Source organism: Maricaulis sp. (assembly GCF_034670125.1).
In the GTDB taxonomy this organism is placed as follows: Bacteria; Pseudomonadota; Alphaproteobacteria; order Caulobacterales; family Maricaulaceae; genus Maricaulis.
The window spans coordinates 119,838-143,329 of record NZ_JAXMOC010000004.1; the positions used below are offsets into that span (position 1 = coordinate 119,838).

21 protein-coding genes are annotated in these 23,492 nt (G+C 62.8%); 9 read left to right on the forward strand and 12 right to left on the reverse strand.

What is annotated here, in order from left to right; all coding sequences use genetic code 11:
* Positions 1–2 precede the first annotated feature (2 nt).
* The 4 genes from VOI18_RS09215 to VOI18_RS09230 all read right to left on the reverse strand — a co-directional run bounded on the left by VOI18_RS09215 (position 3) and on the right by VOI18_RS09230 (position 3,490).
* Positions 3–1,418: a serine hydrolase gene (locus VOI18_RS09215; RefSeq protein ID WP_323762110.1), complete on the reverse strand. Its 1,416-nt coding sequence runs from the start codon at positions 1,416–1,418 to the stop codon at positions 3–5.
* 34 nt (positions 1,419–1,452) lie between these two features.
* Positions 1,453–2,232 (reverse strand): enoyl-CoA hydratase, encoded by a 780-nt coding sequence (locus VOI18_RS09220; protein WP_323762111.1) that lies wholly within the window; start codon positions 2,230–2,232, stop codon positions 1,453–1,455.
* Between the two features lie 127 nt (positions 2,233–2,359).
* A complete protein-coding gene (locus VOI18_RS09225; RefSeq protein ID WP_323762112.1) occupies positions 2,360–2,791 on the reverse strand; it encodes a MarR family winged helix-turn-helix transcriptional regulator in 432 nt (143 codons plus the stop codon).
* Between the two features lie 39 nt (positions 2,792–2,830).
* Positions 2,831–3,490: a methyltransferase gene (locus tag VOI18_RS09230; protein WP_323762113.1), complete on the reverse strand. Its 660-nt coding sequence runs from the start codon at positions 3,488–3,490 to the stop codon at positions 2,831–2,833.
* A 62-nt stretch (positions 3,491–3,552) separates the two neighbouring features.
* Here VOI18_RS09230 and VOI18_RS09235 point away from each other — a divergent pair, with 62 nt between their 5' ends.
* Positions 3,553–3,921, forward strand: coding sequence for a VOC family protein (locus VOI18_RS09235; protein ID WP_323762114.1), 369 nt, complete (start codon positions 3,553–3,555; stop codon positions 3,919–3,921).
* A gap of 27 nt (positions 3,922–3,948) precedes the next feature.
* On the opposite strand, the gene VOI18_RS09240 is transcribed toward VOI18_RS09235, so the two are convergent.
* From VOI18_RS09240 to ubiA, 4 genes are all read right to left on the reverse strand, one after another.
* Positions 3,949–4,590, reverse strand: a complete 642-nt coding sequence (locus tag VOI18_RS09240; protein ID WP_323762115.1) for a hypothetical protein — start codon at positions 4,588–4,590, stop codon at positions 3,949–3,951.
* Between the two features lie 74 nt (positions 4,591–4,664).
* On the reverse strand, positions 4,665–6,104 hold the full coding sequence (locus VOI18_RS09245; RefSeq protein ID WP_323762116.1) for a pitrilysin family protein: 1,440 nt from the start codon (positions 6,102–6,104) through the stop codon (positions 4,665–4,667).
* Positions 6,101–7,507: a pitrilysin family protein gene (locus VOI18_RS09250; protein WP_323762117.1), complete on the reverse strand. Its 1,407-nt coding sequence runs from the start codon at positions 7,505–7,507 to the stop codon at positions 6,101–6,103. Before VOI18_RS09250 ends, VOI18_RS09245 begins: the two co-directional genes overlap by 4 nt.
* Positions 7,508–7,627: 120 nt before the next feature.
* Positions 7,628–8,554, reverse strand: coding sequence for a 4-hydroxybenzoate octaprenyltransferase (gene ubiA, locus VOI18_RS09255; protein ID WP_323762118.1), 927 nt, complete (start codon positions 8,552–8,554; stop codon positions 7,628–7,630).
* Positions 8,555–8,652: 98 nt separating this feature from the next.
* Here ubiA and VOI18_RS09260 point away from each other — a divergent pair, with 98 nt between their 5' ends.
* The 3 genes from VOI18_RS09260 (at position 8,653) to VOI18_RS09270 (ending at position 13,197) form a co-directional block, all read left to right on the forward strand.
* Positions 8,653–9,417: a 16S rRNA (uracil(1498)-N(3))-methyltransferase gene (locus tag VOI18_RS09260; RefSeq protein WP_323762119.1), complete on the forward strand. Its 765-nt coding sequence runs from the start codon at positions 8,653–8,655 to the stop codon at positions 9,415–9,417.
* Positions 9,418–9,525: 108 nt separating this feature from the next.
* A complete protein-coding gene (locus VOI18_RS09265) occupies positions 9,526–10,899 on the forward strand; it encodes a glutamate--cysteine ligase (RefSeq protein WP_323762120.1) in 1,374 nt (457 codons plus the stop codon).
* 159 nt (positions 10,900–11,058) lie between these two features.
* Complete coding sequence (locus VOI18_RS09270; RefSeq protein ID WP_323762121.1) at positions 11,059–13,197, forward strand: peptide MFS transporter; 2,139 nt, start codon at positions 11,059–11,061, stop codon at positions 13,195–13,197.
* A gap of 77 nt (positions 13,198–13,274) precedes the next feature.
* Here the strand turns inward: VOI18_RS09270 and VOI18_RS09275 are convergent, their stop codons facing one another.
* From VOI18_RS09275 to VOI18_RS09290, 4 genes are all read right to left on the reverse strand, one after another.
* Positions 13,275–14,225 carry a retroviral-like aspartic protease family protein gene (locus VOI18_RS09275; protein ID WP_323762122.1) on the reverse strand — a complete coding sequence of 317 codons (951 nt, stop codon included), beginning with the start codon at positions 14,223–14,225 and terminating at the stop codon, positions 13,275–13,277.
* 229 nt (positions 14,226–14,454) lie between these two features.
* Complete coding sequence (locus VOI18_RS09280) at positions 14,455–16,575, reverse strand: TonB-dependent receptor plug domain-containing protein (RefSeq protein ID WP_323762123.1); 2,121 nt, start codon at positions 16,573–16,575, stop codon at positions 14,455–14,457.
* Positions 16,576–16,827: 252 nt separating this feature from the next.
* Positions 16,828–18,243, reverse strand: a complete 1,416-nt coding sequence (gene tldD, locus VOI18_RS09285) for a metalloprotease TldD (protein WP_323762124.1) — start codon at positions 18,241–18,243, stop codon at positions 16,828–16,830.
* A gap of 117 nt (positions 18,244–18,360) precedes the next feature.
* Positions 18,361–18,876: a hypothetical protein gene (locus tag VOI18_RS09290; protein WP_323762125.1), complete on the reverse strand. Its 516-nt coding sequence runs from the start codon at positions 18,874–18,876 to the stop codon at positions 18,361–18,363.
* 288 nt (positions 18,877–19,164) lie between these two features.
* On the opposite strand from VOI18_RS09290, the gene coxB reads away from it, so the two are divergent.
* From coxB to VOI18_RS09315, 5 genes are read left to right on the forward strand one after another with little or no spacing between them, the layout of a single operon-like run.
* A complete protein-coding gene (gene coxB / locus VOI18_RS09295) occupies positions 19,165–20,016 on the forward strand; it encodes a cytochrome c oxidase subunit II (protein WP_323762126.1) in 852 nt (283 codons plus the stop codon).
* 14 nt (positions 20,017–20,030) lie between these two features.
* Entirely contained in the window at positions 20,031–21,665 is a 1,635-nt protein-coding gene (gene ctaD, locus VOI18_RS09300; protein WP_323762127.1) for a cytochrome c oxidase subunit I, read from the forward strand.
* A gap of 9 nt (positions 21,666–21,674) precedes the next feature.
* Positions 21,675–22,667: a heme o synthase gene (locus VOI18_RS09305; protein ID WP_416374871.1), complete on the forward strand. Its 993-nt coding sequence runs from the start codon at positions 21,675–21,677 to the stop codon at positions 22,665–22,667.
* Positions 22,664–22,864: a protoheme IX farnesyltransferase gene (locus VOI18_RS09310; protein ID WP_323762129.1), complete on the forward strand. Its 201-nt coding sequence runs from the start codon at positions 22,664–22,666 to the stop codon at positions 22,862–22,864. The genes VOI18_RS09305 and VOI18_RS09310 overlap by 4 nt, the downstream gene beginning before the upstream one ends.
* The gene (locus VOI18_RS09315; protein ID WP_323762130.1) at positions 22,861–23,427 is read left to right on the forward strand and encodes a cytochrome c oxidase assembly protein; all 567 of its coding nucleotides are present in this window, start codon (positions 22,861–22,863) and stop codon (positions 23,425–23,427) included. Before VOI18_RS09310 ends, VOI18_RS09315 begins: the two co-directional genes overlap by 4 nt.
* Positions 23,428–23,492: the final 65 nt, after the last annotated feature.

A 23,492-nucleotide genomic window follows, 5' to 3' on the forward strand; every position in this document is an offset into this window, starting at 1 on the left:
CTTTACTGTTGCGGGTCTGCAGCGTCGTCTGTCAAAGCAGCGTCTGATGGCGCAGCGGACGTTGGCTGCAATGCCGAACGGACCGCGTTGGCCAGGCGGCCGGTACGGGAGTTGACACCGGTGGTGGCGCCAAAGCGCACGATGACCAGCTCCTGCTCGGGCATGACATAGCCCCATTGCCCCTGGAAACCGCTCATCATGATGGTCTCCGGCGGCAGGGTGCTGCGCTCATTGGGCAGCCAGAATCCCATCCCGTACTCGCCATTGGAGCCCGGGGTCGGCTCGGCAACGATCGAATACCAGTCTTCCGGCAGCAGGCGCTCGCCATTGACGACACCATTGTCGAGATAGAGCTGGTTCAGCCGGGCCCAGTCATGGGCTGTGGCATACATGTAGGACGAGCCCTGAAAGACACCGTTTTCGCCCGGCTCCATGATCGCTGAATAAATACCCAGCGGTTCGAAGATGCGCTCGCGCAGGCCGGCGACCTGTTCGGGAAGGCTGTCCCCCAGCATGCGCTGCATGGTGTCGGTGGCAAGAATGGTGTTGCCGCTCATGTATTGCCAGTGCTCGCCGGGCGCATGCAGGCGTTCGCGGGTGGCGGCATAGCGCGGCATGTCCGACTGGGTGAACAGCATCTCCGAATTCGGATCCATGCCGGTATTGGTCTCGGCGATGGCGAGACCCCCGGCCATACGCAGGAGGCTTTCGACGGTGATCTCGGACAGGCGGATGTCGTCGATCTCGGCAAGGGCCGGAACGGCGCCTTCGGCCTCGATGTCGAGCCGCCCGTCATGGACCAGCGTCCCGGCGAGCGTCGTCATCGCACTCTTGGTCATCGACCAGCCGTGGAAGCGCGTCTCGCGGCTGGCACCTGGTGCATAGTGTTCAGCGACCAGGCGGCCTCTGTGCAACACGGCCACTGCGAGGGTCTGGCGGCGGTCAGCCCCGCTGTTGTCGAAGGCCCCCATCACCGCAGCGTCCAGCGCCTCGGTGTCGAACCAGGCATCGCGATGGGCTGTGTCGAGGTCCATCGGCTGGAAGTCCTCAGCCACCGGGACAGTCAGGTCCGGATCGAACCCGCCGTTTCCATGGACCAGCGTACAACCAAGACCGTCCCGCCAGACCGCCCTTTGCCGCCAGAACAGGCCGAGCACCGAGGACGTGACCGCGCGGTTGTCCTCGTCCATCTGATAGCTGATCAAGCTGGCCGCATCGCCCAGCAGCGGGTCGAGGTACAGGTCGTAGGCCTGGTCCGGATCGATACCGGACACCCAGGTCAGCGAGCACATCTGTTTGGCGACAATGCCGGTGCCGGACGGCAGGTAAATCCGCCCGATCGGGGACAGGTTGAGCGCGGTGATCCCGGCGGCGAGCAGGACGGCCAGTGTGGCCCCTGCGATATGGCGCTTCTTCATGTCGTCATGTCCCCTGATTGTGATGGTCCGGTGTTCAGCCCAGCTTGTCGAAATCCGGTGCCCGGCGTTCCAGGAAGGCCGCGGCGGCCTCTGCAAATTCCGGCGATTGCAGCTGCGAGGCAAAAATCGTGTTCTCGCGATCCATGCGGGCCTCGATGCTTTCGACCGGGGTCCGCATCAGCGCTTTCGATGCCTTGAGCGAGCTGGGTGCCTTGGCGGCGAGGATGCCGGCGACAGAGCGGGCGGTTTCGTCCAGCGTGCCGGGTTCGGTGACTCGATTGACCAGGCCGGTCTCGCGGGCCCGAGTCGCGTCCCAGGTGTCACCAAGCAGCAGGAGTTCTGCCGCGACCGCATGCCCGAAGATGCGGGGCATGAGTTGCGAGGAGGCGAATTCCGGTGCCAGGGCAAGATCGACAAAGGGCGTCTTGAAGATGGAGCGGTCTGACGCGATGACCAGATCGCAGTGCAAAAGCAGGGTCACCCCGATACCGATCGCCAGACCGTCGACAGCAGCGACAACCGGCTTTTGCGCGTTCAACAAGGCCATCATGAAACGGCGCACCGGCGGTGTGTCATGCTGTTCGTTGAAGTCCGGCGGGCGCTGGGTGAAGTCGACAAGGTCATTGCCGGCCGTGAACACCCCATCGGTGCCGGTGATGATGCTGACCCGGACCGACGGATCGGTGTCGGCGCTTTCCAGGGCTTCGGCGGCCGCGGAATACATGTCCTGGGTAAGGGCGTTTTTCTTCGCCGGACGGTTGAAACGTATCGTGCGGATACGGTCTGCAGTATCGACCAGAACCAGTTCGCTCATGCGAGCCTCCCTTATGGATTTGCCCATTCGGGCTTGTTGGGTTCGGGGCGAGACTAGAGCAAAAACGGGGCGCTTGAACACCGTTAATCAGTTGACGTAAACGTCATCCTGGTCGCTTTGCGGGCGTTCAGAAGTCGACCGCCAGACGGGTCAGTACGCGGTGCAACATGTCGGCATCGTCTTCGCCCAGCCGGCGTTCCAGCTCGGTGTTGAGATCACGCAGGACATGGTCGGCCGTATCGCCCAGCGCCCGACCCTTTTCGGTCAGTGACACGATCGCCGACCGCTTGTCTGTGGGCGAGGCCATTTTGGTGACCAGGCCCAGCGCTTCCATGCGATTGACCAGACCGGTCACGGCGGGTGGATGCAGCGACAGCATCTCGCCGATATCGCCCATGCGCCGTTCGCCACGTCTTGCCAGCAGGAACAGCACGGCGGCCTGGGCCGAGGTCACGCCCGCGACCGATTTCAGGCGCGCGTCGGCATCCCGGTTGAGTTTGCGGGCGGCAATTTCGAGCAGCAGGAATAGTCGCCGGTCAACGGCGCGAGCGCGGGCCATGGCACGGATAGTGGTTTGATTCTGCGGGCGAGGGGAGCGTCAGCGATATTTCCACACCTTGGCCTGTCGTACCTCGCGGTCTTCCAGGTCGCGGGTGACCGGCACGGTGTATTCGGCCAGCTTTTCCAGCTTGTCCTGGGGCAGGAAAGAACGCCCCGGATCGCCGATCAGCACGGTCGCGCCGCGGGCATTGAGGCCCTCCAGCCAGCCGCCAATCAGACGCGCCGGTTCGGCCTCGTAAAAGACGTCCCCGGCCAGCACAACATCCCACCCGTCATCCGTGCCGACCAGATCGCCGAGCCGTGTTGTCAGCGTCACGCCATTGGCCTGGGCATTGGTCTCGATCGCGGCGACGGCGAAACTGTCCAGCTCGCAGGCCTCGACCGAGGCGGCGCCAGCCTTCATCGCGGCAATACCGGAGACCGCCCCGCCGGCGGCAAAATCGAGAACGCGCTTGCCGGCCACGATCTCCGGATTATCGAGGCAGTAGCGCGCCAGAGCCTGACCGCCGGCCCAGGCGAAGGCCCAGAAGGGCGGTGGCAGACCCATTTCACCCAGCGCCTCCTCGGTCTGCTCCCAGATCGACACCGTCTCGACCGCCAGATGCAGCTTGACCTCGGGCACCAGTGGCGGCGCCAGCAATGCGGTGTTGGCGCGGATGAAGTCGTGGGGGTCATCGAGCCGGGGGGTGCCGGTCATGGCGCTTCCTGTCACTATGGGGCGGCACCCGGGGTATGCGCCCGGTGACGCGGGAGCAAGCCATGACCACACGCGTGACACGGTCCACTTATGTACTGGCCGTCAATGATCTGGAGACGACCGCCCGCTGGTGGGTGGAGAATCTGGGTTTCGAGCACTGGCTGCGAGCGGATGGCTGGGCCTTCCTGCGCCGCGACAACTGCTATCTGCGCATCGGCCATTGCGCCGACGCCATCCCGCCGGCCCAGCTCGGCGATCACCAGTTCTTCGCCTATGTTGAGTTCGATGACGTCAGGGCCTTCCATGACGAAATCAAGGGCCCCGGAGTCGACATCATCCACCGCCTTACCGATCAGCCCTGGGGCATGCGTGAGTTTGGCGTTCAGACGCCGGACGGTCACCGGATCCTGTTTGCGCAGGCGATCGACTAGGCGCGTTGCGGCGCGTCGGGGCCGGCGTTAGGGGCAAAGCTCGGCGGCTGAGCGGGCATCGTACCAGGTGACAATGATTTCCCGCATTTCCCGGAGGCGACGCAGGGGATAGCCCCGATTTCCACTCGCCAGAACTCCATCAACATGATCGAGCAGCGTTTCTGCCTCACCGGCTTCATCGATCTGTACGACATTGATGTCGAACGGGTAGAGTTCCTCATCCTGCAGGATGTAGCCGTTCAAAGGGAGGTCAAAGAAACTCCCCATCTCGACCGCGCGGATCAGGAAATGATCATGCATGTATCGATGCCCGTGGTTCCGACAGATGAAGAGTTCGATGTGATCGTTCCAGAACTCGGCGACGCGTGACTGGTAATTCGGCGTATCCCGATCCCAGCCATTGAAGTCGAGGATATAGGTGTCAAGGTCTTCGATTATGCCGTCAGAACCAGCTGTAGAGTGAAGAACCATCGAACTGCACATGCGGAGTGCGAGGGTCCGGATATCCTGACGTGTGAAGCCGCTCGGCAGAATTTCGGTTGGATCTTCGGCCAGTTCTCCGAGCACATCGGCAATCCGGCATTCCGGCGTTCCGGTTCCAGTCTGTGCGAACGAGGGAGACGCCAGGAGAGACAGTGCGACAAGGTGTGCGATAGCGCTATGAGTCATCAACAACCCTTCCAAACGGCCGGCGGATCACAGCCTATAGACCGCTGTCTCGCGCCGCAATCTACGAACCGGTGTCAGTCGGCGAGAGCGGCGTCGGCGGAACGTCGCACGAATTCCGCCTGCTCGAGCGCCGGCAATGCCCGCAGTCCGACCTCGAACCGGGCCAGATCGCCCACCACCACGAAGGTGAGGCGGTCATCGCGCAGATAGGCGCGGGCGACGGCGTTGACTTCGCGATCGGTGACCGACATCAGGGCCGGGACGCGCCGGTCGAGATAGTCGTGATCGAGCCTGAACGCGTCTCGCAATGCCAGGTTTTCGAGCAGGCCATAGGTCGAGCCGGTCGACATCACGAACAGGCTGGCCAGCCAGCGCCGGGTACCGTCCATGTTCCACGTCTGCTCCCGCGCCGAGGCGATCGTCTCGAAGACAGATGTCAGGGCATCGACGGTACGGGGCGTATCGATATCGTCGGTATAGGTCCACATCCCGCCGCCGCGGGTCCACTGGATGAAACTGCTGGGAGAATAGGACCAGCCGGCCTCGCGCATGCTGGCGGCCAGGGCACCGCCCAGGGCTGCATCCATCACCGACAATGCCGTGGCATCCTTCGACGTGATCGCGCCAACCGGATAGACCAGATGGATCGTTGTCTGCAGCGAGCCGGGCCGGTCGACCAAATGCACCACGGGACCCCGGGCCGGGATCGCCAACGGCGCGTTGTCTTGTTCACCGCGTGGCCAGTCCCCAAAGGCTTCCCGTACGGCGGCTTCCATGCGGACAGCGTCGAACCGGCCGGCGATATAGAGATGGGTCCGGCCGGCACCAAATTTGGCGGCGTGGAAGTCGCGGACATCATTGATCGTGAAGCCATCAACCTGACCCGGGCGCGGAAGGCCGAAATGGAAGGGATGGTCGGGCGGGAACAGCGACTGGAAGGCCGTCGTGAAGGCCAGCGAGTCGGGCTCCTGCCGACGCAGCTCGATATCGCGTGACATGCCGGCGCTGATCCGGGCGAGCGCGTCTGGCGGGAAATCGGGACGGCGCACCGCGTCGGCGATCAGGGCCAGCGCGTCTTCGCCGTGATCGGACAGCACATGCGCGCCGATCAGGGTGTGGGACTGGGTCACCGTGGTGTTGAGGGCACCACCCATGGCCGCGAAGCGCCGGCCGATCTCGGCCCGGTCCAGTCCGGCAAAACCTTCCTCGATCATCGCCGTGGTGAGGTCGGCAATCCAGGTCTGCTCGCCATCATCAATATTGCCGGCTCTCACGGAGACAACGATATCCAGGGTCGGCGTCAGCCCCCAGGGAATGAATGTCACGGTCAGGCCGTTTTCCAGCATCAGTGACTGCGACGCCGGCAGTTCAAAAGGCAGGGGCTCGCCCGGCGCCGGCGGCACCAGTCCGCGACCCGGTTGATCGGCAAGCCCCGTCGCCGTAAGCGAGGCGAGGCCGGCCAGCAGGACGAGTATCGTCCGTCCGAGGGTACGAAAGCGATCTGCCAGCATCATGGCTGCCCCCCCCTGCCAACCGGCGGAGCGGCCGGGTGACCCGTGCCGGGAACCAGTTCAAGGACCGTCCGGTTGTCGCGACGCAGCCAATCACGGGCGACGCGTTGGATCATTTGCGGGGTCACTTGGTCGAAACCGTCCTCGATCCGGTTGATACGACCCGGGTCATCGTCAAACAGGGCGAAACTGGCGAGCAGGTCGGCCACGCCGAAGCGGGTGCCATAGTCGAACTGCATGTAGAATTCGGCGAGGAACTTGCTGCGCGCGCTGGCCAGGACAGCCTCGCTGACCCGGGTCTCGCGCAGATCGTCGATCACCCGGTCAAACTCGGTCAACACTGTCTCGGGCGCGATTTCTCCGTCATGAATCAGGCTGGCGGTCCAAAGCATCGGGCCGTCATAATTGAACGCATTGCCCAGAAGGTTGATGCCGCCACCGACGCCGCTGCCATAACCCAGATCATCGATCAGGTGCTGCTGCAGCCGGGCATCGCCGCCGCGGGTCAGGATCTGGTCGATCAGGATCATCGTGAAGTATTCCGGCGTGCCGCGTTCCGGCATGTGGTAGGCGATGGCGAGACCGGGTTGGGTGGCCAGCGGATCGGTCAGCCGGGCGCGCTTCTCGGTGATTTGGCGTGGCTCGGAGACGTCAATGTCCGGCAGGTCCGGGCCAGCCGGAATATCGCCGAAATACTGCTCCACCGTGGCCAGGGTGGTGTCCGTGTCGAAGCTTCCCGCGATAACCAGAACGGCATTGCGCGGCGTATAGTACTGCTCGAAGAACGCCTGCGCGTCCGCCACCGTGGCGGCGTCGAGGTCGCTGAGATCGCCGTAGAAATTATGCGCATTGTGCCAGTTTTCATTGGCCGCGATCGGCAGGTCGACCCAGGTCCAATCGCCATAAGCGCGGTTCTGGACATTGACGAAAATCTCGTTGCGGACGACGTCGCGTTCGCGCTGGAAGACCGCTTCGTTGATTGTCGGCGCGGCCATGCGGTCAGCCTCGGCCCATAGGAAGGCATTCAAGGCATTGGCCGGTACGACGCCAAAATAGTTGGTGAAATCCAGTCGGGTCGAGCCATTGGCGATGCCGCCCAGCCCCGAAATGTAATAGTAGAAGACCGGCTCGGGCAGATTTTGCGAGCCGGAGAAAAAGATGTGCTCGAACAGGTGGGCAAAACCGGTGCGACCGCGCGGCTCGTTGCGATAGCCGACGCCATAATAGACCGCCACCGTTGCCGTGGGCACGGTATGGTCTTCGGCCAGCACCACGCGCAGCCCGTTGTCCAGGGTTTCATAGCGCAGCGGGATGTTGACACCGTGGCCGCCGGGCAGGTCTGCTGATGCGATGGGCGTGCACAGGGACAGGGTGAGCGCCGCAAAGGCCCGGACGAAAAATCGCATGAAACTCACCCTGATTGACCAATGGATGCGGCTGCGGATGTCGCCGACATCACCCTATCAAGCCCGCCGCACGGCCACGGGTCAAATGCTCAGATCAAAGCGCGAGGCGAATTGTCCGGGTCAGAGAACTGCGCCGGTCAAGAGTGTCGCGACCAGCAGCAGGCCGGTGATGCGGTTGGACTTGAACAGATTGAGGCAGCGCGCGCCGTCGCCAATGTCGAGCCGGCGGACCTGGTTGAACAGGTGGGCTGTGTAGAGGGTGAACGGGATAACGATCCACGGTTCGGCCCGGCTCAGCCAGATCGCCAGGGCGACGAGGATGGCGTTGGCACCATAAAAACCGGCCATCCAGTATTGCGAATTCTCGCCGAACAGACGGGCGGTCGATTTCACGCCGACCAGCGCATCGTCCTCGCTGTCCTGGTGAGCGTAGATGGTGTCATAGCCCAGCGTCCAGAACACAGCAGCGAGATAGAGCACGATCATCGCCGCATCGATGCGGCCGGTGGCGGCGGTATAGGCGACGGGTATGCCCCAGTTGAACGTCAGGCCCAGCCAGGCCTGTGGCCACCAGGTGATGCGCTTCATGAAGGGATAGGCGGCAACCAGCAGCAGGGCTGCAAGGCCAACCAGAATGGCGATCAGTGGCAATTGGATCAGCACGAGCAAGCCGACCAGGGCTTGTCCGGCCAGGAAGGCCCACGCCTGCTTCAGGCTCACCGTGCCCGCCGCCAGCGGTCGGTCGGCGGTGCGCGCGACACGGGCATCAAGGTCGCGGTCGATGATATCGTTATAGGTGCAACCGGCACCGCGCATCGCTACCGCACCAATCGCGAACAGGAAAGCCAGCCAGAGATCATAGGGCGCGATCCCGTCGCCGATGCGGGCCAGCATCAATCCCATCCAGCACGGCAGACCCAGCAGCCAGAAGCCGACCGGTCGGTCATAGCGGGCCAGGCGCAGGTAAGGGCGCAGCACCAGTGGCGCTTGGTCGACCCAGGATTTTGGCAGGCTGTCGGCGACTCGCCGGTCGAAATTCTGTTGCATCGAGGGTGTTTGGCAAAGGCTGACGGCCAATTCAAGGCAGGAATGCGGGTTCGGCAGCGGGACTTGACGTCCCGGGTGTGCGCGGCCAAAGCGGTGTGATGTCGACCGATCCCCGCCTTTTCATTGATGCGCCGCTGTCTGCGGGTGCTGCTATTCCGCTGGCCCGCGAGGATGCCCACTACCTGATCAACGTCATGCGACGGGGCGAGGGCGACGCGGTCCGCGTCTTCAATGGCCGGGATGGCGAATGGACGGCGCAAATCGCCCACGCCTCGCGCAAGGGCGCGGGACTGACTGTGGGTGAGCAGACACGGCCGCAACAAAGCGTGCCGGATCTATGGCTGCTGTTTGCGCCGATCCGGCGGACCAAGACCGAGCTCATCATCGAGAAGGCGACCGAGCTGGGCGTTGCCGTGATGGCCCCGGTCGTGACTGAACGGACCCAGTCCGACCGTATCAAGGTCGAACGCCTGCAGGCGATCATCAAGGAGGCGGCCGAACAGACTGAACGGCTCGACCGGCCCGAGCTGCGCGATAGCGAAAAGCTCGGTGCGCTGCTCGACAACTGGCCGGAAGACCGGGCGCTGATCTTTTGTGACGAGAGCGGCGATGAAACCGACGCGGCCTGGGGTGGGGCTCGCGGGCGTGGCCAGCCCATGGCGTCCGCGCTGGCGTCGGTTGGCGACAGGCCGGCGGCGATCCTGATCGGTCCCGAAGGTGGCTTTTCACCGGCCGAGCGGGATCGATTGCGCCGCCTGGATTGCGTCATCCCGGTGACGCTGGGGCCGCGCATCCTGCGGGCCGAGACGGCAGCAATCGCAGCCCTGACGATCTGGCAATCGACCTGTGGCGACTGGCAGTAGCGGGTTTTTGCGCGTCACAAGGCCGTGAATCTCAGAGCGAAACCCTTGTTCCCGGCGCAGTGCCCCCATATCTGTTGCGGACATTCTGAAACGGCGGGGGCGCTTGGCATGAGCGGCACGTATAATCCGGGCGGCGAAGGTGCTCCCATTGAAAGCCTGGACCAGCTGACGGCCTATTTTGCCGCCGGCGAGAAGACATCCGACAATTTTCGTATCGGGACCGAGCACGAGAAATTCGGCTTTTCCCTGGGCGATCACACGCCTCTGCCCTTCCGCGCCGAGGGGCCCAGTGTCGAGAAAATGCTTTCGGGCCTGGAGCGCTTCGGCTGGCAGCCTGTGCGTGAGGGCGGCGAGCTGATCGCCCTGAAACGCGACGGCGCTTCGATCACGCTGGAGCCGGGCGGGCAGTTCGAACTGTCCGGTGCGCCGCTGGAGACCATCCACCAGACCTGCGCCGAGGTGAACTCCCACCTCAAGGAGGTGCGCGAAGTCGCCGACGAGATCGGTGCCGGCTTCCTCGGCCTCGGCTTCTCGCCGAAATGGTCGCTCGAAGAGACGCCGATGATGCCCAAGGCCCGCTACGGGTTGATGAAGGCTTACATGCCGAAAGTCGGCACGATGGGGCATCAGATGATGTTCCGCTCGTGCACGGTCCAGACCAATCTGGATTTCTCGACCGAAGCCGACATGGCGAAGAAATTTCGCGTCTCGCTGGCCCTGCAGCCGCTGGCGACGGCGCTGTTCGCCAATTCGCCCTTCAAGGATGGCGGCCTGCACGGCTTCCTGTCCTACCGGGCCCATGTCTGGACCGACACTGACAACAATCGCACCGGCATGCTGCCCTTCGTTTTCGACGAGGGCTTCGGCTATGAGCAATACCGCGACTGGGCGCTCGACGTGCCGATGTATTTCGTCAAGCGCAAGGGCGAGTATCTCGACGCGACCGGCAAGTCCTTCCGCGACTTCCTCGACGGAAAACTCGACGTCGTGCCGGGCGAAAAGCCGGTGCTGAGCGACTGGGAAGACCATCTCTCCACCGTCTTCCCGGAGGTGCGGCTGAAGACATTCCTGGAAATGCGCGGCGCTGACTCAGGGCCGTGGAATACGCTGTGCGCCCTGCCGGCCTTCTGGGTCGGGCTGCTTTATGACAACACGGCGCTGGATGCCGCTTGGGACCTGGTCAAGGATTGGGCCGAAGCCGAGCGCGACGCCTTGCGTGTCGGAGCGGCCAAGTCCGGTCTGCATACGCCCTTCCGCGACGGCACCTTGCAGGACATCGCCCGCGAAGCCCTGGCCATTGCCCGTGTCGGCCTTCGCGCCCGCGCCCGGCAGAATGGTCATGGCGAAAGCGAGACGCTCTTCCTTGATGATCTCGACGAGATCGTCCGCACCGGACGCACCCGCGCCGAGGACCTGATCGACCGTTTCAAGGGCGAGTGGGACGGCTCGATCGAGCCCGTTTTCACCGAGTGCGCCTACTAGGCCTGACGGCGAAAATCCGTGTCCGGATGAACGCCGCACACCCAAATGTGTAGCGCTCCCATGCATCAGGCCGTCGCCGAGGCTTGAGCCTTCTCCCCGCGCGTGGTCAATTGCGCCCCTATTTAAAGCCCGCGTGGGGCGGGTACTGGGGAGATACGCGTGACGGACACGACCGCAACGCCGGGCAATGCGCCCAATCAAGAAAACAAGGACACCTCCTTCTTCGGACATCCGAAGGGGCTGGCCATCCTGTTCTTCACGGAGATGTGGGAGCGTTTCTCGTATTACGGGATGCGCGGACTGCTGATCATCTACCTGACACAGCACTTCCTGTTCTCTGACGAGCGGTCCGGAGTGATGTACGGTGCCTATACGGCGTTGGTCTATATCATGACCATCATCGGCGGCACGCTGGCCGACCGTTATCTCGGGCAGAGAAAGGCCGTCACCTTTGGCGCCATCCTGCTGGTGCTTGGTCACCTCGGCATGGCGTTCGAAGGCAATGGCTCCCGCCAGGACATCACAGTCGCTGGCGAGACGTATGAACTCGAGGCCGAAGGGCGCGGCGACCGACAGCAACTTTTCATCGACTATGAGGGTGAGGCTCGCCTGCTGGTTTTCCGCAATGACAGCGTGCTGACCCTGACCGGCGAAAACGGTGAAACCCGCACATTCCTCGGCGAGCGCTACGACGCGACCGATCAGGAAGTGGAGCGCGCTGCTGAATTCGCCATGGTCGCCGAACCGCGTGGCTTTGTTGCCAATATCTGCAACACGTTCGGCCTGTCTGATTGCGCTGGTGAGGCGCCGGCTACCACCCTGGAATTGCCGGGCGAAGGTGAATTCCCGGTCACGGTGACGTCAGTCGGAGACGATGTTTCACAAAGCGTGACAATCGGCGGGGCGCTGTATCAGCTTGCCGAGTCGGAACTGAGCTACCTCGAGATCGTCGACGATAACGGTACCCGTGACAATGACGATGACACTGTCCTCACCTCCGTTGCTGACGGTGAGTACGCCGTCGGCGAGCCGGTGCGTGAGCAGCTCTACGTGTTCATTCTCTACCTCTCGCTGGCGCTGATCATTGCTGGCGTCGGCTATCTCAAAGCGAATATTTCGACGATTGTCGGCTCGCTTTACGGGGTCGAGGACAAGCGTCGCGATTCCGGCTTCACCCTGTTCTACATGGGCATCAATCTCGGCTCTTTCCTGTCTTCCATCACGTGCGGCATACTCGGCATTGTGTATGGCTGGGCTTGGGGTTTCGGTCTGGCCGGTATCGGTATGCTGGCGGGCCTGGTCGTCTTCCTCTGGGGGCAGAAATACCTCGGTGGACGGGCCGAGCCGCCGAATCCGGAGAAGCTGAAGAAGAAGGTCCTGGGCCCGATCACGGTCGAGCAGGCCTGCTATCTGGCGGGGCTTGGCATCATCGCGGTGTCGATGTCGCTGGTCATGAATGCCCACGTCATTCCGGAATGGTTTGTCGGCATGTTGGGCGTGGCGGTCTTTGTGCTGCTGGTTCTGTACAGCATCATCAAGCTCAGCGGTGTTGAGCGCAGCCGGATGTTTGCGGCGATCTACTTTGTGCTGGCGCAGATCCCGTTCTGGGCCCTGTTCGAACAAGCCGGTTCGTCGCTGAACCTGTTTACGGACCGCCTGGTCGACAAGACCATCTTCGGTTGGTCAGTGCCGGCTCCGGTGTTCCAGTCGCTCAATGCCGGCTTCATCTTCATCTTCGCGCCCATCGTGGCGTGGATGTGGATTGCCTTGGCCAAGCGTAATCGGGAACCCTCCACGCCTGTGAAATTCGCCTTTGGCGTCTTTGGCGTCGGATTGGGCTTCCTGGCGCTTGTAGGCGGTATGCAGGCAGGTGGTTCGGCCGCGATGACAGCGGTCATCTTCATCTTCCTGATCTACTGGATCCACACCATGGCCGAGCTTCTGCTCTCGCCGGTTGGCCTGTCCGCCGTCACCAAGCTGGCGCCCGCCCGGGTCGTCGGTATGACGATGGGGGCATGGTTCCTGTATTCTGGCCTGTCCAACTATCTCGCCGGCGTGATCGCGAAGTCGACCGGGGCCGAGACCGTTGGCGGACAATTGACCAATGTGGCCGCCGCCAAGGCGACGTATGTCAGTGTGTATACTCAGGTCGGTATCATCGCCATGTTGATAGCCTTGGTGATGCTGTTGATCTCACCGATCATCAAGCGACTGATGGCTGAGGCCCAGATGACTCCCCACCCGACCGAAACCGAAGCCGGTGGGCCGTCAATGGACCGGTCGTCCGACGCTCCCTAGCGGCGACGATCCGAACCAAAAAGAAGGCCGCGGAACTTCGGTTCTGCGGCCTTTTTCTTTGCGCTTTCCTGAGCGGATCAGAGCCCGGGCATCTGCACCCGGTCGCCATTGCATTGCGTGTCCTCGGTCGTGCCGGAGATCTCGAATACGCCGGCGGCACGGTCGACCCGGATGCGGGCGTATCGGAGCGTGTCCATGCCGAGGATCATGGCCGGCTCGTCGGCCCAGCCCAGTGCGTCGAATACGTCGAGATCGGATTGCAGGGCGGGAGCCTGGTCGACACACAGGCCGCCGATCTGCAGCTGGCGGATGAGGACCGGGCGAGCCTCCTCGCCATCGGCATCCTCGATCCCGGTGACGGCAACATTGATGTTGAACTGTACGCCGGCATCAAACAGGTGCCGACGCAGTTGGCGATTGATCAGCGTGTGCGAGCTTCCGGTGTCGATGATGACATGGACCGGTGCCGAGCGGCGGCGCAGCCGGGCTTCGCCGATCAGCAGGCCGCGTCGTTCGATCTGACCGTCCGGATGGCGGGCGGCCTCGCTGTCGAGGATCAGCTGGAGCCCGTCGAAGTCGATCTCGTAGCGGTCGGCGTCGATGGCGTCGGCGCCAAGCAGGCCGGCGACCGGCAGCGGGTGGTCGGCCGGGACGGGGATGACGACGCTGTTGACGCTGACCGCGTCGAGGCCCGGCACGTAGAGATGTTCGATCGGATATCGTTCGGCGTCGAAACGCGCATTCAGCGACTGCACCAGGTCGTAGGTCTCCCATTGCGACACGAAACCGATCTGCTCGGCGACCGTCTGTGCGATGGCGGTGTGACTGGCGCCGGTGTCGAGAATGAAGAGGCGCGGTTCGCTGTCCTCCAGGGTCACCGGCAGCAGCAGGTGGCCGCTGGCGGCCCGCTCAAGCTGGACATGGGTCTGGGCGGCGGCCGTGCCGGTCAGGGCGGTGCCGGCCAGGAGCGCAGCGAGTGCCGCTGCAGCAAGTCTCCTGGAACGGGGGCGTATCGGTTGGCTCGGCATGTGCGCTCCTCGGCCTGTTCGCGGCATGAGGGGCGCCGCGATGCCGGTGCGACGGTAACCCTGCGCCGACGCAGGTTGATCAACTCGCCCGACCGCGTTTGCAGGAAGGGCAGACCGACAACCTAGCCGCAGCCCAAAAGGGCCGCCACCGGATTGCGGCCTGCTCTCCCGATTGTGATCGGCAGCGGCGGGGGGCCACCGCTGCCGTCAACATCCGCGGCATCCAGGTCTAGAAGGTGCTGCGGGCGCTGATCTGATAGGTCTGTCCCATCGTGAAGTTCCGGTAGTCGGTCCCGTTGATGATGCCGCTGGCCCGGGACCCGTCATAGAAAACGCGCTGACGGTCATCGCCGGTGTTGAAGACGCCATCGACCTGGGCCCTCAGCGTCACACCGAAGAAGCGGGTGGTCTCGACATAGATGTCCAGATCGCCATCGGTATTGTTGTGCAGCTGGTATTCGCGCGAGCGGAACACTTCGCCGTCCGTAACCCAATGATAGTCCCAACCCCAGGCCATCTGGCTCTGCGGGAAGGTCTGGCGGAAATCGAGGGACAGCTCCCACTCCCGGGTTCCCGACCAAGGACGGTCGAAACCGGTCAGCGGGTCTTCGACATTGGTGTCATACCATTCAAGGAAGACATCCAGCACGGCATTGTTGATACCCAGCGCGTCGAGCGGAGTGGTCATGTTGCCGGTCACGCGCAGATTTGTGCCGTCGCCGATATTGCCCGGCGCGTCGAACACGCCGGTCGGGGTGACGATAGAAACCCAGCCATCGAGGTCCTCGACCCAGTCATAGCCGATCTGCAGCGAGAAGGAGCCGGCATCGCCGAAACGACGTTCCCATTCGGCTTCCAACGTCCAGGTGCGTTGCGGCACATAGTCCGGATTGCCGAGGGTGGAGTTGTTGTCGGTTACGTCGACCGAGGAGGCGAACTTGCCGAACTCCAGCTGATCGACGTCGCGACGGCCGGCAAAGCGGAAGCGGTTTCGGTCATCGGCGCGGTAGTTCAGCGTCACACTGGGCTTGGGATAGGTGAAGGAGCGGGTCTGCTGGGCGTCGCCGGTCTGGACAATTTCCGAGAACTCGTAGCGCAGGCCGCTTTCCAGGCTGAAGCGGTCATTGATCTGCCAGACATGGTTGGCAAACACTTCGCTGCGGCTTTCCTCCACGCGGGTCGCGGCGACCGGCAGGGCGATTGGCGTAATGGTAACGCCGTCATTTTCGGAGAGGGCCAGATGGGTGTCGCGTGAGTTGATCGCGTGTTCGCCGCCGAATTCGAGCGAGTGGCGTTCGTTCGGGTCCCAGGACAGGGTCTGACGGATGGCGGTCTCTTCCATTTCAGCGCCGGCGCTGACGATGACCGAGTCAGTGAAGCCAGCGATTGGATCATAGTTCTCATAGGCTTCCGGCCCGTCTTCCCAGCGGTCCCGGGTGGCCAGCAGCATGGTCTCGATCGAGATCTGGTCGGTCAGATCGCGTTGGTAGGACAGGGTACCGGAATACAGGCTGCCATGGTTTTCGGTCTCATTGTGCTCGAGCCGGTGCGGCGTCAGCGTGTCGCCAGCGACGCTGTCATACGCGGCATAGCGCACCCGATGCCAGGTCCAGACATTGGCGCGGGCGTCCATGCGCAGGCGTGAGCGGTCGTTGATATCCCAGTTCATGGACCAGCTGGGCGCGAACTCTTCGTATTGACGCTGGTCATTGTCGGATCCGCGCGAGAACTCGACGCCATTGCCATCTTGGCGCGACTCGCGGCGCTGGACCCTATTGCCGGACATGCCGGTGTCGAGGCCAAAAGTCATCTCGGTCGGGCCGACCGGCCGGGTGTAGGAGGCGATGATGCGCGGGCCGAGCCGTCCGCTGTCGGACAGCTGGATCCGGGCATCCCAGGAGCCGGACACGCCAGCCCCTTCACGCAGGACAACATTCACCAGCCGGGAATGACCGCGCATATCGTATTGCGGCAGGGCTTCCTGGATCAGTTCGATCCGTTCGACATCATCGACCGGAATGCGCTGCAGCACGGTCTGCAGGGACAGTGACTTGTTGGACGGGCGCCGCCCGTCGATCAGCAGATTGCCGAAGCTGTCACCCAGGCCGCGGCGGCTGGTATCGCCATTCGACAGTCCAAACCCCGGAACGCGCGAGACCATGTCCAGCGCCGTGACCGGGGCAAAATCCGTGAAATAGTCCGGTTGATAGGCAGCGACCCCCGGCTGCCGTTGTATCTGGGCCTGACCGGCATTGCCGGCGGCCGGAGCGGTCTGCATGGCACCCGCAGCCGTGCTTGCAAGTGCGCCGATGAAAACACCGGCCACCCCGTTCATGAAAATCCCTCGCATGATGTCCCTACGCTTTGTACCTGCCCAACTCCCCGTTGCCCTCCTGTACGGGTGACGTAGCTGCGGCGATACGTAAGCTTCCGTAACGTTGCTCACGCGGCTGTTATTTCGGCGCGTCGGGTAGCGGGGCCGGGCGGAGGCCCAGCCTTGTCATGTAACGGAAATAGGGTCCTGAACGGTCAGCGTCTGACTGCCCGGACAGGGTCTCATGAAATTTTGGTCAGATATGGAGCGAAGGCGAAATGGCGGTCTTCAACCGCCGGAACCACCGACGGTCAGGCCGGAAATCTTGAGACTGGGCTGACCAACTCCGACAGGAACGCCCTGACCGCCCTTGCCGCACATGCCGACACCGGGATCCATCTCGAAATCATCACCGATCATGGTGATCTGGGTAAGGGCGGTCGGGCCGTCACCGATCAGGGTCGCGCCCTTGACCGGGGCGACCACCTTGCCGTCCTGGACCCGATAGGCCTCGGTGCACTGGAAGACAAACTTGCCGGAGGTGATATCGACCTGACCGCCGCCGAAATTCACCGCATAGATGCCGTCCTTCAGACTCTCGACCATTTCCTCGCGCTTGTGCTCGCCGGCCAGCATGTAGGTATTGGTCATGCGCGGCAGGGGCGGGTGGGCATAGGACTGGCGGCGGCCGTTGCCGGTCGGCTTGTGGCCCATCAGGCGGGCATTCATCCGGTCCTGCATATAGCCGGTCAGGATGCCGTCCTCGATCAGCACAGAGCGTTCGGTCGGTGTGCCCTCATCGTCGATGGTCAGGGAGCCGCGGCGTTCCGGCATGGTGCCGTCGTCGATCACGGTGACGCCTTTGGCAGCGACCTGCTGGCCCATCCGGCCGGCGAAGGCGGATGAGCCCTTGCGGTTGAAATCACCTTCCAGCCCGTGACCGACCGCCTCGTGCAGAAGCACAGCCGGCCAACCCGGTCCGAGCACAACGTCGAACACGCCGGCGGGCGCGTCGACGGCATCCAGATTGACGCGGGCGATGCGCAGGGCTTCGTCGGCGAGCGGTTTCCAGGCGTCAGGCGTGATCCAGCGGTCGAACTCGGCGCGGCCACCGGCTCCCGCCGATCCGGTCTCGCGGCGACCGCCACGCTCGACGGTAACCGATACGTTCAGTCGCACCAGCGGTCGGACATCGCTTTTCAGATCGCCACCCGAGCGCAAGATTGAAACCGAGCGCTTGGCGCCGGCGATCGAAGCCGAGACCTGGACCACGCTGGCATCCCGGGTTCTGCAATAGGCATCAATCTCCTGGAGCAGCGCAGCCTTGGTCTCGAAACCGGGACGCGCGACCGGGTCGATCGCGTCGTAGAGCTTGCGATTGGTGCCGTCCGGTGGCGGTGCCAGGACACCGGCATGGCCCCGCTTGACGGCCGATGCGGCCTCGGCGGCGCGGCGTACCGCGTCCAGCGTCGGGTCTGAGGAGTGGGCGTAGCCAAAGGCATCGCCCGCAACGCAGCGCAATCCAAATCCGCGCGAGGAGTCCAGATTGGCGGCTTTCAGGCGGCCATCATCAAAGACCAGCGACTCGGAAACCTCGGTCTCCAGAAAAAGCTCGCCATCATCGGCACCGTGCAGGGCGTCATGCAGGATCGGCTGCACGCTGTCGGCATCAAAATCGAACTGGCTGATTGGATCATCGGACATGATGCGTGCACTCCCGGGGGCTTCTCGACACCATACATAGTCGAGCCGACCCCGGGCGTGAACACAAGCAGGCCTGTCGAGCACAGTCGCTCGTCGGGACGCCGGTGGAGCGGTGAACTAGCGTGACGTGATGCGAAACCGTGACAGCTCGTTTACCGGCCGGTCCCAACCCGGTCTGAGATGCCGGGCCTGACGGTAGGAGTCATAGGCCGCGGCGAGTTCGTCGAGAGCCTCAAGCGCGATGCCGCGATTGAGCCATGCGTCAGCTTCGCGGATATCATGGTCGCGAATGGCCAGGTCGGTCTGCTCGATCGCTTCGTGATATCGACCCAGTCCGATCAGGGCACAGGCCCGGTTAACGGCCAGGGCGCTGGGTGCGAACCCGCCCATTGATTCGGCGGACTCGAAATCGTCGAGTGCGTCGACATGCCGGTTCTGGTGGATCTTCAATATGCCCCGATTGACCAGTGTGGCGGCACGGTCACGCCGACTCACGCGGCCGTCGCGCAGGGCGATGTCGCAATCCTGCATCGCGCGCACATCATGGCGTTCGGCCATGGCGTGACGGTAACAGGCGGCGGCTGGGGACTGCCCCAGTACCTGCAGTTGTGCGGCTGCCGGAGTAGTACTCATACAAACCATCAGGGCAGCGAGTGAGACGAATGGACGCATCGGTCGCTCCTTTCCGTTGCTATGAACCGCTCCATACTAACCACGTGATGGAACAACGCCTGATCATAACTTCGCGAGCTGGACATGCGGCCTTTCGCAGCCGGTCATTCTCCTGTAATGCGGCGCCCAGTGTGTGAAGACACGAGAAAAAATACCGTTGATGGCCTGACAGGGCCGGAGACGCTCTCTATATTCCGCCGCCATCGGTGGGGGATTCCCGCCTTAATGCCTGACTTGTATGGGGAAGCCATGCGATTCCTGACCGCACTTGCGCTCACTTGGACGACTTTCGCTGCCACCGCGTTCGCTACGCCCGGCCAGCCGACTGACGGAGCGTTGGGCTTTCAGCCCGCCGTGACGCCGATCATGGAAGACATCGTGTCTTTCCATAATATCCTGTTGGTTATCATCACCGTCATCACGTTGTTCGTGATGGGCCTGCTGGTCTGGGTGATGATCCGCTACAACCGGAAGGCCAATCCAACGCCCTCCAAGAACAGCCACAACACGCTGCTCGAGGTCGTATGGACGGCGCTGCCGGTCCTGATCCTGATCGGTATCGCGATCCCGTCCTTCCCGCTCCTGTATTTGCAGGACGAGCTCCCGCCGGAGATTGACTTCACGCTGAAGGCGACCGGCAACCAGTGGAACTGGTCCTATGAATATCCCGACCATGAAGTCGCGGAGTATTTCTCGAACATGATCGAGGACGAGGATCTGCAGCCGGGCCAATTGCGCAACCTGTCGGTTGATTACCCGTTGGTGGTTCCGGTCAATGCGACGGTCCGTCTTCAGGTCACGGCGACCGACGTCATCCACAACTGGGCGATGCCGGCCTTTGGCACCAAGATGGATGCCATTCCCGGGCGCATCAACGAAGCCTGGTTCGAAGTGACCGAGGAAGGCGTCTATTACGGGCAGTGCTCGGAATTGTGTGGCCTGCGCCATGCCTTCATGCCGATCGAAGTCCATGCCGTGCCCCAGGACGTCTTTGACGCCTGGATCGCGGCCAAGGCCGAGGACGAATACTCCGAAGCCGCCGACGCGATCATCGCTGAATATACCGCCGCGCGGGAAACGCGCCTGGCGCAACTCGACTAGGGATGGGCTGAACCATGTCTGCTGACGCCGCTACGCACGACGATCACACCCCCAGCATGTGGGACTGGCGCCGCTGGGTGCTGTCCACCAACCACAAGGACATCGGTACGATGTACCTGGTCTTCGCGATCTTCGCGGGGATCATCGGTGGCGGCCTGTCCGGCCTGATCCGTTGGGAGTTGATGGAGCCGGGTCTCCAGGTCTTCACCGGTGAGGACACCGGCTGGGGAGCCCTGTTCGGGAACGCGCACAACTACAATGTCGTGACCACGATGCATGCGCTGATCATGATCTTCTTCATGGTCATGCCGGCGATGATCGGCGGTTTCGGCAACTGGTTCGTACCGCTGATGATCGGCGCTCCGGACATGGCCTTCCCGCGGATGAACAATATTTCGTTCTGGCTGCTGCCGGCCTCATTTGCCCTGGCGCTGATGTCGATGTTCGTGCCGGGTGCCGGTGCCGACCTGGGCTTTGGCGGTGGTTGGGTGCTCTACCCGCCGCTCTCGACTTCGGGCCATAACGGCCCGGCGATGGATCTCCTGATCCTGTCGCTGCACATTGCCGGTATCTCGTCGATCCTGGGCGCCATCAACTTCATCACCACCATCTTCAACATGCGCGCTCCGGGCATGACCATCCACAAGATGCCGCTCTTCGTCTGGTCGGTTCTGGTGACGGTCTTCCTGCTGCTGCTGTCGCTGCCGGTTCTGGCCGGCGCGCTGACCATGCTGCTGACCGACCGCAATTTCGGCACGGCCTTCTTTGATCCCGCCGGTGGTGGCGATCCGGTGATGTACCAGCATCTGTTCTGGTTCTTCGGTCACCCGGAAGTCTACATTCTCATCCTGCCCGGTTTCGGCATCATCTCGCACATCGTGTCGACCTTCTCGCGCAAGCCGATCTTCGGCTATCTCGGCATGGCCTATGCGATGGTGGCGATTGGTTTCATCGGTTTCCTCGTGTGGGCGCACCACATGTATACCGTTGGCATGCCGGTTGACTTGAAGGCCTATTTCGTCGCCGCGACGATGGTCATTGCGGTGCCCACGGGCATCAAGATCTTCTCGTGGATCGCCACCATGTGGGGCGGCTCGATGGAGTTCCGCACCCCGATGATGTGGGCGATCGGCTTCATCTTCCTGTTCACCGTCGGCGGTGTGACGGGCGTGGTGCTGGCCAATGCCGGCGTCGACCAGGCCCTCCACGACACGTATTACGTGGTGGCCCACTTCCATTACGTGCTGTCCCTGGGCGCCGTGTTCGCGATCTTTGCTGGCTGGTACTACTGGTTCGAGAAGATTTTCGGCGTGAAATACAATTCCTTCCTCGCTCGCGCCCAGTTCTTCTTCTTCTTCATTGGCGCCAATGTGATCTTCTTCCCGCAGCACTTCCTGGGTCTGCAGGGCATGCCACGCCGCTATGTCGACTACCCGGACAATTTCGAGTTCTGGAACTCGGTCTCGTCCTGGGGCTATGTGATCATGCTGGTCGGAATGGTCCTGTTCTTCGCGGTGCTGGTGGACGCCATTGTCCGTCGCCGCAAGGGCGAGGCCAATCCGTGGGGTGAGGGTGCCACGACGCTGGAGTGGACGCTGTCCTCGCCGCCGCCGTTCCACCAGTTCTCGGAACTTCCGAAGATCAAATAGGGCGGACTCTTGGACACCACCGTGACCCCAAGCGACCATCGCGCAGAGGGCGAGGCTGTTTCGACAGCCTCGCCCCGCGACTATTTTGACCTGATGAAACCGCGGGTGATGACGCTGGTCGTCTTCACCGCCTTTGCCGGTCTCATCGCGGCGCCGGTCGATGCGGATCCGTTCCTGGCCTTCATGTCGATTTTCTGTCTGGCGGTCGGTGCCGGGGCCGCCGGCGCCCTGAACATGGCCTATGACGCCGATATTGACGCCACCATGCAACGCACCCGCAAGCGACCGATCCCGCGCGGCGTGGTGTCGGTCAGCAATGCCTATGGCTTCGGTGTGGTCGCAGCGGTCCTGTCAGTGCTGTTGATGGCGCTGGCAAGCAATTACCTCGCCGCCGGCCTGTTGGCCTTCTCCATCTTCTTCTATGCCGTCATCTACACGATGATCCTCAAGCGCTCGACGCCACAGAATATTGTCATTGGCGGCGCTGCCGGGGCCTTCCCGCCGATGATCGGTTGGGTCGCGGTGACCGGCGAGATTTCGCTCGATGCGGTCATCCTCTTCATGATCATCTTCCTGTGGACGCCGCCGCATTCCTGGGCCCTGGCGCTCTACAAGTCGGGTGACTATGCCGCGGCCAATGTGCCGATGATGCCGGTCGCCAAGGGTGCCAAGTCGACCCGTTTGCAGATCCTGCTCTATTCCATCGTTCTGGTCGTCTTTGCCGGTGCGCCGGTCCTGACCGGACTTGGCGGCGCGGTCTACGGGGCGACTTCGCTGGGTGGCGGCGCGCTCTTCCTGCTGTTGGCCTGGCGGATTTTCCGCTCTCGTGCCGGCGAGGCCGGATCGGCCGAGGACGGCGCTCTCTATGCCGTGCGTGCTGGTGACAAGGCGGCCCGTGACCTGTTCGCCTACTCGATCGGCTATCTGACGGTGCTATTTGCCGCATTGATTGTTGAGCACGCATTTGGTGCCTATGTGATCATTCCCGGAGTGACACCATGACCCAAGACAATGATCTGATGAGTGCCCGCGAAGGCCTGCCCACCGGCGAGACCGTCAAGCTCACGCCTGAGCAGGAAGGCGCGCGCAACAAGCGCAATATCGTGATCGCCTGGTCTCTGGTCGGCTTCATGGTCGCTGTTTTCGCGATCACAGTCGTCCGTCTCGGCCAGACAGCGGCGGCAGGAGCGGGCGCATGATGCGACTGCCTGCCAACAAGAATACCCGCGTCGCGGCCTATGCAGCGATCGGTGCGGCGGCGATGGTCGGGGCGGCCTATGCGTCAGTGCCCCTGTACAACCTGTTTTGCCAGGTGACCGGTTATGGTGGCACGACCCAGGTCGCTGTCGGCGAGGCGGGCGAAATCCTCGACCGGGAAGTCACCGTCTATTTCGACGCCAACACCAATCGCAACCTGCCCTGGACCTTTGAGCCGGCGCAGCGGTCAATGACCGTCCGCCTCGGTGAAACAGCGCTGGCCTACTACACGGCGACCAATGATTCGAGTGTGCCGGTGACCGGTGTCGCGACCTTCAATGTCGCGCCCTACAAGGCCGCGACCTATTTTTCCAAGCTGGAGTGCTTTTGCTTTACCGAGCAGACATTGCAGCCGGGCGAGAGCATCGAGATGCCGGTCCTGTTCTTCGTCGACCCGTTGATGGACGAGGAAAGACGCCTGGATGATGTTGCCGGCATCACGCTGTCCTATACGTTTTTTGAGTCCCAAGACGGGGGGTCGGCCGCCGCCGACGCCGCGCCTTAGCATTGAACCTTTCGGGTGTGCCGCGTATCAGGGGCACACTTCGCTGATTTGAGATCGCAGGAGAT

What these genes read in the sequence shown, in the direction of transcription:
- VOI18_RS09265 (WP_323762120.1), top strand. Translation starts at nt 9,526, where the DNA reads ATGAGCGGCACGTATAATCCGGGCGGCGAAGGTGCTCCCATTGAAAGC.
- VOI18_RS09245 (WP_323762116.1), bottom strand. Translation starts at nt 6,104, where the DNA reads ATGATGCTGGCAGATCGCTTTCGTACCCTCGGACGGACGATACTCGTC.
- VOI18_RS09310 (WP_323762129.1), top strand. Translation starts at nt 22,664, where the DNA reads ATGACCCAAGACAATGATCTGATGAGTGCCCGCGAAGGCCTGCCCACC.
- VOI18_RS09240 (WP_323762115.1), bottom strand. Translation starts at nt 4,590, where the DNA reads ATGACTCATAGCGCTATCGCACACCTTGTCGCACTGTCTCTCCTGGCG.
- VOI18_RS09275 (WP_323762122.1), bottom strand. Translation starts at nt 14,225, where the DNA reads ATGCCGAGCCAACCGATACGCCCCCGTTCCAGGAGACTTGCTGCAGCG.
- VOI18_RS09250 (WP_323762117.1), bottom strand. Translation starts at nt 7,507, where the DNA reads ATGCGATTTTTCGTCCGGGCCTTTGCGGCGCTCACCCTGTCCCTGTGC.
- VOI18_RS09315 (WP_323762130.1), top strand. Translation starts at nt 22,861, where the DNA reads ATGATGCGACTGCCTGCCAACAAGAATACCCGCGTCGCGGCCTATGCA.
- ctaD (WP_323762127.1), top strand. Translation starts at nt 20,031, where the DNA reads ATGTCTGCTGACGCCGCTACGCACGACGATCACACCCCCAGCATGTGG.
- VOI18_RS09235 (WP_323762114.1), top strand. Translation starts at nt 3,553, where the DNA reads ATGACCACACGCGTGACACGGTCCACTTATGTACTGGCCGTCAATGAT.
- VOI18_RS09290 (WP_323762125.1), bottom strand. Translation starts at nt 18,876, where the DNA reads ATGAGTACTACTCCGGCAGCCGCACAACTGCAGGTACTGGGGCAGTCC.
- coxB (WP_323762126.1), top strand. Translation starts at nt 19,165, where the DNA reads ATGCGATTCCTGACCGCACTTGCGCTCACTTGGACGACTTTCGCTGCC.
- VOI18_RS09220 (WP_323762111.1), bottom strand. Translation starts at nt 2,232, where the DNA reads ATGAGCGAACTGGTTCTGGTCGATACTGCAGACCGTATCCGCACGATA.
- VOI18_RS09225 (WP_323762112.1), bottom strand. Translation starts at nt 2,791, where the DNA reads ATGGCCCGCGCTCGCGCCGTTGACCGGCGACTATTCCTGCTGCTCGAA.
- VOI18_RS09280 (WP_323762123.1), bottom strand. Translation starts at nt 16,575, where the DNA reads ATGCGAGGGATTTTCATGAACGGGGTGGCCGGTGTTTTCATCGGCGCA.
- ubiA (WP_323762118.1), bottom strand. Translation starts at nt 8,554, where the DNA reads ATGCAACAGAATTTCGACCGGCGAGTCGCCGACAGCCTGCCAAAATCC.
- tldD (WP_323762124.1), bottom strand. Translation starts at nt 18,243, where the DNA reads ATGTCCGATGATCCAATCAGCCAGTTCGATTTTGATGCCGACAGCGTG.
- VOI18_RS09215 (WP_323762110.1), bottom strand. Translation starts at nt 1,418, where the DNA reads ATGAAGAAGCGCCATATCGCAGGGGCCACACTGGCCGTCCTGCTCGCC.
- VOI18_RS09260 (WP_323762119.1), top strand. Translation starts at nt 8,653, where the DNA reads ATGTCGACCGATCCCCGCCTTTTCATTGATGCGCCGCTGTCTGCGGGT.
- VOI18_RS09230 (WP_323762113.1), bottom strand. Translation starts at nt 3,490, where the DNA reads ATGACCGGCACCCCCCGGCTCGATGACCCCCACGACTTCATCCGCGCC.